Genomic DNA, 7458 nt, shown 5'->3' with positions numbered 1-7458 from the left:
GAAATCAAACTGCATGTTCAGCTCGTTGCCGGCAGGGCCGCCGAAGTACTTCAGCTGCTCTTTGTATGGAAGGTTGACCTCGCCCAGCAGCACCGCGCTGCCATGGCGGCGGTTGAGGAAGCTGCGCAGGGCGCTCAGGTACTGGTGCGGGTCGATTTTCGCGGCTTCATCCTTGGGCTCGCCGACCAGCTCCAGGAAGAAGGGCACCGCGTCCAGCCGGAAGCCGTCCAGGCCCAGCTGCAGCCAGAATCCCATTGACTTCGCAATCTCGTCCCGCACCTTGGCATTCATCACGTTCAGGTCCGGCTGGTGTTTGGCGAACATGTGCAGATACCACTCACCGGTGGCCTTGTCCTGGGTCCAGATGGACGTTTCCTCGCCGGGAAACACCACCTGGTCCGAGGTGTCCGGCGGCGTGTCCTTCCGCCAGACGTAGTAGTCGCGGTAGGGGTTGTCCACGGACTTGCGCGCCTGGACGAACCACGGGTGCCGGTCGGAGGTGTGGTTGATGACGAAGTCCGCGATCACCCGGATGCCGCGGTCGTTGGCGGTGCGGATGAATTCCACCAGGTCCCCCAGGCTTCCGAGCCGGGGATCCACGCCGTACATGTCGGTGACGTCGTAGCCGTCGTCGCGGTCCGGGGAAGGGTAGAAGGGCATGAGCCAGATGCACGTGATGCCGAGAGCGGCAAGATAGTCCACCCGTTGGATCAGTCCGCCGAAATCTCCGGTGCCGTCGCCATCGCCGTCGATGAACGTCTCCGGATCCAGGCAGTAAATCACCGCGTTCTTCCACCAGAGGTCCGAGGTCTCGGCGATTCTCACAGCGCACCGTCCGTTCCGGCCGGAGCCTGTCCCGCCGCCGGGCGGAGTTGGGGGAGGACGTGTTCGGCGAAGGTGTGGCCCTGCCGGGCGGACGACGGCTCAATATGGTCCGAGCACATGGCGGCATCGAAGCCGGCCTGCCCGGCCAGTTGAACGTCCTGCAGGAGGCGCCGGGGGCTGATCTGCTCATGCGAGGCGTGGAACCCGATGGTAGCCATCACCCATGTTTACCGCCGGGGCCGGGCCGTGTCGAGGAGCCCCCAGTTGAGGAGCCCCTCGCGAGGACCCACAGCGTGGGGCTGGCGGTCCCGGGTCCGCGGCGCAAGAATGGGCGCTATGCACTTGCCGTTGATGCCTCCCATTGCGCCCATGCTGGCCAAAGCACTCCCGGCCCTGCCGTCGCCGGACGCCGGAACGGGCTGGCTCTTTGAGCCGAAATGGGACGGGTTCCGCTCCATCATCTTCCGTGACGGCGACGAGGTGGAGATCGGCAGCCGGAACGGCAAGCCGATGACGCGCTATTTCCCCGAGCTTGTCGAGGCGCTGAAGTCGGAGCTGCCGGAACGCTGCGTGGTGGACGGCGAGATCATCATGGTGGCGGCCTCCGGTGACCGGCTGGACTTCGACGCGCTCCAGCAGCGCATCCATCCGGCCGCCAGCCGGGTGAAGCTGCTCGCGGAACAGACCCCGGCGCGCTTCGTGGCGTTCGACCTGCTGGCCCTCGGCGACGAGGATCTCACGGGCCAACCCTTCTCCGAGCGCCGCCGGCAGCTGGAGCGCGCACTGGCAGCCAGCGCGGCGCCGGTCCACCTCACAGCCGCGACCTCCGACCGGGACACGGCGCAGCGCTGGTTCCGGCAGTTCGAGGGCGCCGGACTGGACGGGATTGTGGCCAAGACGCTGGAGGGCAGCTACCAGCCGGACAAGCGCGCGATGGTCAAGGTCAAGCACGAACGGACGGCGGACTGCGTGCTCGCCGGATACCGCGTGCACACCTCCGGTCCGGACCGGATCGGCTCGCTGCTCCTGGGGCTCTACGACGAAGCCGGGGTGCTGGCGAACGTCGGCGTGGTGGGAGCTTTCCCGATGGCCCGGCGCGCGGAGCTGTTTGCCGAGCTGCAGGAGCTGGTCACCGGTTTTGACGGCCACCCCTGGGCCTGGGCCCGGCAGGAGGAGGGGGCGCGCACTCCGCGGAAGGCCGAGGGAAGCCGGTGGAGCGGCGGCAAAGACCTGTCCTTCACCCCGCTGCGGCCCGAGCGCGTGGTGGAAGTGAAGTATGACCATATGGAGGGCGAACGGTTCCGGCACACAGCCCAGTTCCTGCGCTGGCGTCCGGACCGTGATCCGCGTTCCTGCACCTATGACCAGCTGGAGGAACCGGTGAAGTTCGATCTCGCCGCGGTACTGGGCGCCGCCCGCTAACCGGTTAGCCCGCTAACCCGCTTAACGCATCAACGACGGCGGCCCGCCACTAAAGGGACGGGACGCCGTCGTGCGGTGCGGAAAAGCTGTGCGGAAGTGCGGTTGAGATCCGCTGCGGGTGCGGGGGCTACCGCTGGCCGAGCTGCTTGGTGGGGACCCGGAATGTTTCCTTGGCCGTCAGCGCCGCGACGGTGGCGATGAGGCAGATGATTGCGGTGAAGATGGAGATCTGGACCCAGCCGCCGGGCTGGATGCCGCCCATGGCCGCCACGATCGCCGGGGCGAAGCCGGCCATCAGGAAGCCCAGCTGGGTGCCGATTGCGAGGCCTGAGAAGCGGACGTTAGTGCTGAACATCTCGGCGTAGAAGGAGGGCCAGACCGCGTTGGCCGCAGCGTAGCCGAAGGAGAAGAACGCGATTGCCGCAAGGAACATCAGCGCGACGTTGCCGGATTCGAGGCTCAACAGGAAGACCGGGGTCAGGGCTGCGCTGGACAGTGCGCCGTAGATGAAGACCGGCTTGCGGCCGATCTTGTCGGCGAGCATGCCGAAGAGCGGCTGGGTGCCCAGTGCCATGAAGTTGGCGCCGACGACGAGCCAGAGGGTGGTGGTGCCGTCCACGCCGGCGACGTTCTTGGCGTAGCTGATGGCCAGGGTGCCGAAGACGGTGGACACGGCGGCGATGAAGGCGCAGGCGATGACGCGGAGGACATCGCGCCAGTGGCTCTTGAGGAGGTCCGCGACGGGGAGCTTGGAGATCTGCTTGGTCTTCTGGGCCTCCTCAAACGCCGGCGGTTCGTGCAGGGTGCGGCGGATGAAGAACGCGATCAGCACAACCACGGCGCTGAGCCAGAACGGGATGCGCCAGCCGATCGTGTACTTGATGTCGTCAGGCAGGGCGAGGACCGGGATGAAGACGAGGGCGGCAAGGATCTGGCCGCCCTGGGTGCCGGTCAGAGTCCAGGAGGTGAAGAAGGAGCGGCGGTTGTCCGGGGCGTGCTCGAGCGTCATGGACGAGGCGCCGGCCTGCTCGCCGGCGGCGGAAAAGCCCTGGCAAAGACGCGCCAGCACCAGCAGGACAGGGGCCCACCAGCCGACCGTCTTGAAGTCCGGCAGGCAGCCGATGGCAAAGGTGGAGGCGCCCATCAGCAACAGCGTGAACATGAGGACCTTCCGGCGCCCTATCCTGTCACCGAAGTGGCCGAGGATAACGGCGCCGACCGGGCGGGCAATGTAGGCAAAGCCGAAGGTGGCGAACGACATGATCGCCGCGTTGGTGTCCGCATCGGGGAAGAAGACATGCGGGAAGATCAGCGCGGCTGCGGAACCGAAGATGAAGAAGTCGTAATACTCGACGGCGCTGCCCAGGAAGCTGGCAAGGGCCGCCTTCTTCGGCGTCCCTCCTGTGGTTATACCCGGCGTCGTGGACGGGACAGTGTGGCTCATGGTGTTCCTTTGGTGTGACGACGTTGTCGCGGATGGATCAGGAAGGTCTCGGCTGCCGCTTGCTTAAGTGTGGTGCAGCCGGAGGTCCGTGGAAAGACCCGGACTAGTAGCCACATGGTGGAAGCTACTTGTGCGATGTAGCAATCATGACTGTGAGCACAGTCACTTGTCAACAAAAATAATCACCATCTAGAAATAGCTCTCACTATGTGGGAACATCGATGCATGAGTGTGAATCAAACCACAGATGTTCCCGCCGCTTCCGGGTATCCGGCGGAAGCCCCTTCGAAGCCTGCCAAGGCCGCCAGGGAGGACTCGCGGACGGACATGGTGGGCAAGGCCCTGGGCCTGCTGGTCCTCCTGGGCGACGAGCCGCGGGGCGCCAGCGCCGCGGAGATCTCCCGCCGCGCGGATCTGCCGTTCAGTACCACCTACCGCCTGCTCGGCTCCCTGACGCGGGACGGCTTCGTTGACTACGAGCCGGACGGCCGCCGGTACCACCTGGGACTGAGGGTCTTCCAGCTTGGCCAGCGCGTCTCCAACCACCACGGCTTCGCGGGTACGGCCCTGCCGATCCTGCGGCGCGTGACCGAGGAAACGGGTGAGGCGACCATCCTCTCCGTGCGGGATGGCATCCACCACCTGACGGTGAACAAGGTGGACGGCCCGCAGACCTTCCGGGTCACGAGCGACCCCGGGCATCTCGGGGCACTTCATACCACCTCGGTGGGCAAGGCACTGGTGGCGTTCGCCGACGACGCCACCCGCGCCCAGCTCGTCGAGGAGCTGCCCCTGGAACCGCTGACGGCGCTCTCCATTACGGACCGCGAGGCTTTCCGGGCCGAAATCGAGCAGGTCCGGCGCCAGGGCTTCGCCACCATGGATGAGGAAAACGAACTCGGCATGCGCGCCGTCGCCGTCCCGGTTTTCAACGCCCAGGGGCACGCCTTCGCCTCGCTGGCCACGGCGGTCCCGGTCTTCCGCCTGAGCATGGAGGCTCTCGTGGCCCTCGTGCCGCTGCTGCAGGCGGCGGCCGCCGAGCTGTCGGCCCGGCTGCCCCAGCGGTGACGGCCGACCAGCCTGCGTCATGAAAGCCTGCGTCATGAAAGCCTGCGTCACGAAAGCTGGCGCCGAAACGAGCCGGCGCCGTAATAATATGTTCGTCATTCGAACAACAGTGCAACATGTGAACAAAGTCTGTAATGTAATCCCTATCACCCGGCCCGCCGCGGACGCCGCAAGCGTCGCAGCCCGCCGAGTGCCGTTGTCAAAGGAGCAAACTGGATGAGCAATCGAGCAGAGTCCTTCCTCGTGGGCCTCGTGGGAGACGGCGTCATGCCCTCCCTCACGCCCTACATGCATGAACGCGAGGGCGACGTGCAGGGCCTCCGGTACCTCTACCGCCCCATCGACCTCACCGAACTCGGCCTGCCCGGCCGGGCCGTGGGGGAGTTGCTCTCCGGCGCCCGAAGCCTCGGGTTCAACGGATTGAATATCACGCACCCCTGCAAGCAGCTCGTGCTCGAGTACCTGGATGAGGTCTCCGCCGACGCCCGGCGCCTGGGCGCCGTCAATACCGTGGTGATCCGCGACGGCCGCTTCATTGGCCACAACACCGACTTCTCCGGCTTCGCCGCGGCGCTGGCCTCCGGGCTTCCCGGCGCCACCCTGGATCGCGTGGTGCAGCTGGGGGCCGGCGGCGCCGGCTCCGCCGTCGCCTACGCCCTGCTCACCGCGGGGGTCCGCGAGCTGGACCTCGTGGACACCGACGCGGCCCGGTCCGCCGCGCGGGCGGCCGAGCTCGCCGGGTTCTTCCCGGACCGGACCGTCACCGCCCGGACGACGGCGGAGCTCCCGCAGCTCATGCCGCAGGCCGACGGCCTGGTGCACTGCACCCCCGTGGGCATGGCCGCCCATCCGGGGGTTCCGCTGGACATGTCCCTCGTGGAGTCCCGGCACTGGGTGGCCGACATCGTGTACCGGCCGATCGAAACCGAGCTCGTCCGCGAGGCGCGCGCCAAGGGCTGCGAGGTGCTCGACGGCGGCCGGATGGCCGTGGGCCAGGCGGCGGACGCCTTCCGGATCTTCACCGGGCGCCAGGCCGACGCCGACCGCATGCGCTCCCACTTCCTGGAACTTGTGGCCGCGGAAGAGGTGCCCGCCTGATGCGCACCGGGATCGCCACCGTCTGCCTCGCCGGCACCTTGCGGGAAAAAATGCAGGCCTGCGCGGTGGCCGGCTTCGACGGGATCGAGATCTTCGAACAGGACCTCGTGACGTCGCCCCTGAGCCCGGAGGATGTCCGGAAACTGGCCGCCGACCTTGGCCTGACCCTGGATCTCTACCAGCCGTTCCGGGACTTCGACAGCGTTCCCGAGGACCTGCTCGCCGCCAACCTGCGCCGCGCGGACGCCAAGTTCCGGCTCATGTCCCGCCTGGGCATGGACACCATGCTGCTCTGCTCCAACGTCGGCACCGCCACGATCGACGATGACGAGCTCCGCGCCGCACAGCTTTCCCGGCTCGCGGACCTCGCGGGTGACCACGGCGTCAAGGTCGCCTATGAGGCCCTGGCCTGGGGCAAGTACGTGAACGACTACGAGCACGCCCACCGGCTGGTTGGGATGGTGGACCACCCCAGCCTGGGCACCTGCCTGGACTCTTTCCACATCCTCTCCCGGGACTGGGATACCGCGCCGATCGAGGCCTTCGACCCGGAGAAAATCTTCTTCGTCCAGGTCGCCGATGCCCCCAAGCTGTCCATGGACGTGCTGTCCTGGAGCCGGCACTACCGGGTGTTTCCAGGGGAGGGCCAGTTCGAACTCGCCAAGTTCATGGGCCACGTGGTCCGCGCGGGCTACACGGGACCGGTGTCGCTGGAAGTGTTCAACGACGTCTTCCGCCAGGCCGACGTCGAGCGCACCGCCGTCGACGCCATGCGGTCGCTGATCTGGCTCGAAGAGCAGAGCGCCGCCTGGCTCGAGGCAAACCCGGCGAATGCAGCAGGCGGGATGACCAGCGGGGCGGCGGGCCCGGTGTCCGGTGCCCGGCGCCGCTACCCCATGGAGCTTGCCACGCTTCCCCGCGTGGCCGAGCCCGCCGGCTTCAACTTCGCCGAGGTCCGGGCCGGTGACACCGCCGGACTGGAAACCCTGCTGGGCCAGCTGGGGTTTGCGTTCAACGGGCGGCATCGCACGAAGGATGTGCAATTGTGGACCATGGGCCACGCGCGCGTGATCATCAACGAAGAACCGGCAGCCATCGGCACGGCGACCGCTGCCGCCGGTACCGGCCAGCCGGCTCCCGCCGCCCCTGCCATCTCCGCCCTGGGCTTCGACGTCGACTCTCCCGTCATCGCCGCCGCCCGCGCCCAGCAGCTCAAGGCCCCCGCCGTGCCGCGCAAGAGCCAGGCCAACGAGGAAGTCTTCCAGGGCTTCGCCGCGCCGGACTCCACCGAAATCTTCCTCTGCCAGGGCAGCCCGGACGGCACCCCCGCGTGGACCCGGGAATTCGGCGACGGCCCGGACGTCGCCGCGGCGGACCCGGCAGAGCACCCGGGCGCGGTGATCGACCACGTGAACCTCGCGCAGCCGTGGCAGCACTTCGACGAGGCCGTGCTCTTCTACACCAGCGCCCTCGCACTGGAACCGCAGCCGTTCGCCGAGGTGGCCAGCCCCACCGGGCTGGTCCGGTCCCAGGTGATGCTGACGCAGGACCGCGGCGTCCGCCTGGTGCTGAACCTGGCCCCGCTGATCCAGCAGGAAGGG

At 67.6% G+C, this 7458-nt stretch carries 6 protein-coding genes and 1 pseudogene; 4 read left to right on the top strand and 3 right to left on the bottom strand.

The window, feature by feature from the left end; all coding sequences use genetic code 11:
- Both LQV45_RS14110 and LQV45_RS14105 read right to left on the bottom strand, forming a co-directional pair.
- Positions 1-825: alpha-amylase family glycosyl hydrolase (locus tag LQV45_RS14110; RefSeq protein WP_253074570.1), on the bottom strand; the 825-nt coding region annotated here is incomplete at its 3' end.
- 71 nt (positions 826-896) lie between these two features.
- Positions 897-1043: pseudogene (locus LQV45_RS14105) on the bottom strand (LLM class F420-dependent oxidoreductase); the annotation flags it as partial.
- 118 nt (positions 1044-1161) lie between these two features.
- On the opposite strand from LQV45_RS14105, the gene LQV45_RS14100 reads away from it, so the two are divergent.
- The gene (locus LQV45_RS14100) at positions 1162-2247 is read left to right on the top strand and encodes an ATP-dependent DNA ligase (RefSeq protein WP_230007575.1); all 1086 of its coding nucleotides are present in this window, start codon (positions 1162-1164) and stop codon (positions 2245-2247) included.
- 127 nt (positions 2248-2374) lie between these two features.
- Here the strand turns inward: LQV45_RS14100 and LQV45_RS14095 are convergent, their stop codons facing one another.
- Complete coding sequence (locus tag LQV45_RS14095; protein WP_230007574.1) at positions 2375-3691, bottom strand: MFS transporter; 1317 nt, start codon at positions 3689-3691, stop codon at positions 2375-2377.
- 225 nt (positions 3692-3916) lie between these two features.
- Between LQV45_RS14095 and LQV45_RS14090 the strand changes: the two genes are divergently transcribed.
- From LQV45_RS14090 to LQV45_RS14080, 3 genes are all read left to right on the top strand, one after another.
- Positions 3917-4759: an IclR family transcriptional regulator gene (locus LQV45_RS14090; RefSeq protein WP_230007573.1), complete on the top strand. Its 843-nt coding sequence runs from the start codon at positions 3917-3919 to the stop codon at positions 4757-4759.
- Positions 4760-4975: 216 nt separating this feature from the next.
- On the top strand, positions 4976-5857 hold the full coding sequence (locus tag LQV45_RS14085; RefSeq protein WP_230007572.1) for a shikimate dehydrogenase: 882 nt from the start codon (positions 4976-4978) through the stop codon (positions 5855-5857).
- Positions 5857-7458: sugar phosphate isomerase/epimerase and 4-hydroxyphenylpyruvate domain-containing protein (locus LQV45_RS14080; RefSeq protein ID WP_230007571.1), on the top strand; the 1602-nt coding region annotated here is incomplete at its 3' end. The genes LQV45_RS14085 and LQV45_RS14080, both read left to right, overlap by 1 nt.

Source organism: Microbacterium sp. Bi128 (genome assembly GCF_918698205.1).
Note: the sequence above shows the minus strand (reverse complement) of the source record. Positions and strands in the feature narration are given on the sequence as shown.

What these genes read in the sequence shown, in the direction of transcription:
- LQV45_RS14090 (WP_230007573.1), top strand. Translation starts at nt 3,917, where the DNA reads ATGAGTGTGAATCAAACCACAGATGTTCCCGCCGCTTCCGGGTATCCG.
- LQV45_RS14085 (WP_230007572.1), top strand. Translation starts at nt 4,976, where the DNA reads ATGAGCAATCGAGCAGAGTCCTTCCTCGTGGGCCTCGTGGGAGACGGC.
- LQV45_RS14100 (WP_230007575.1), top strand. Translation starts at nt 1,162, where the DNA reads ATGCACTTGCCGTTGATGCCTCCCATTGCGCCCATGCTGGCCAAAGCA.
- LQV45_RS14095 (WP_230007574.1), bottom strand. Translation starts at nt 3,691, where the DNA reads ATGAGCCACACTGTCCCGTCCACGACGCCGGGTATAACCACAGGAGGG.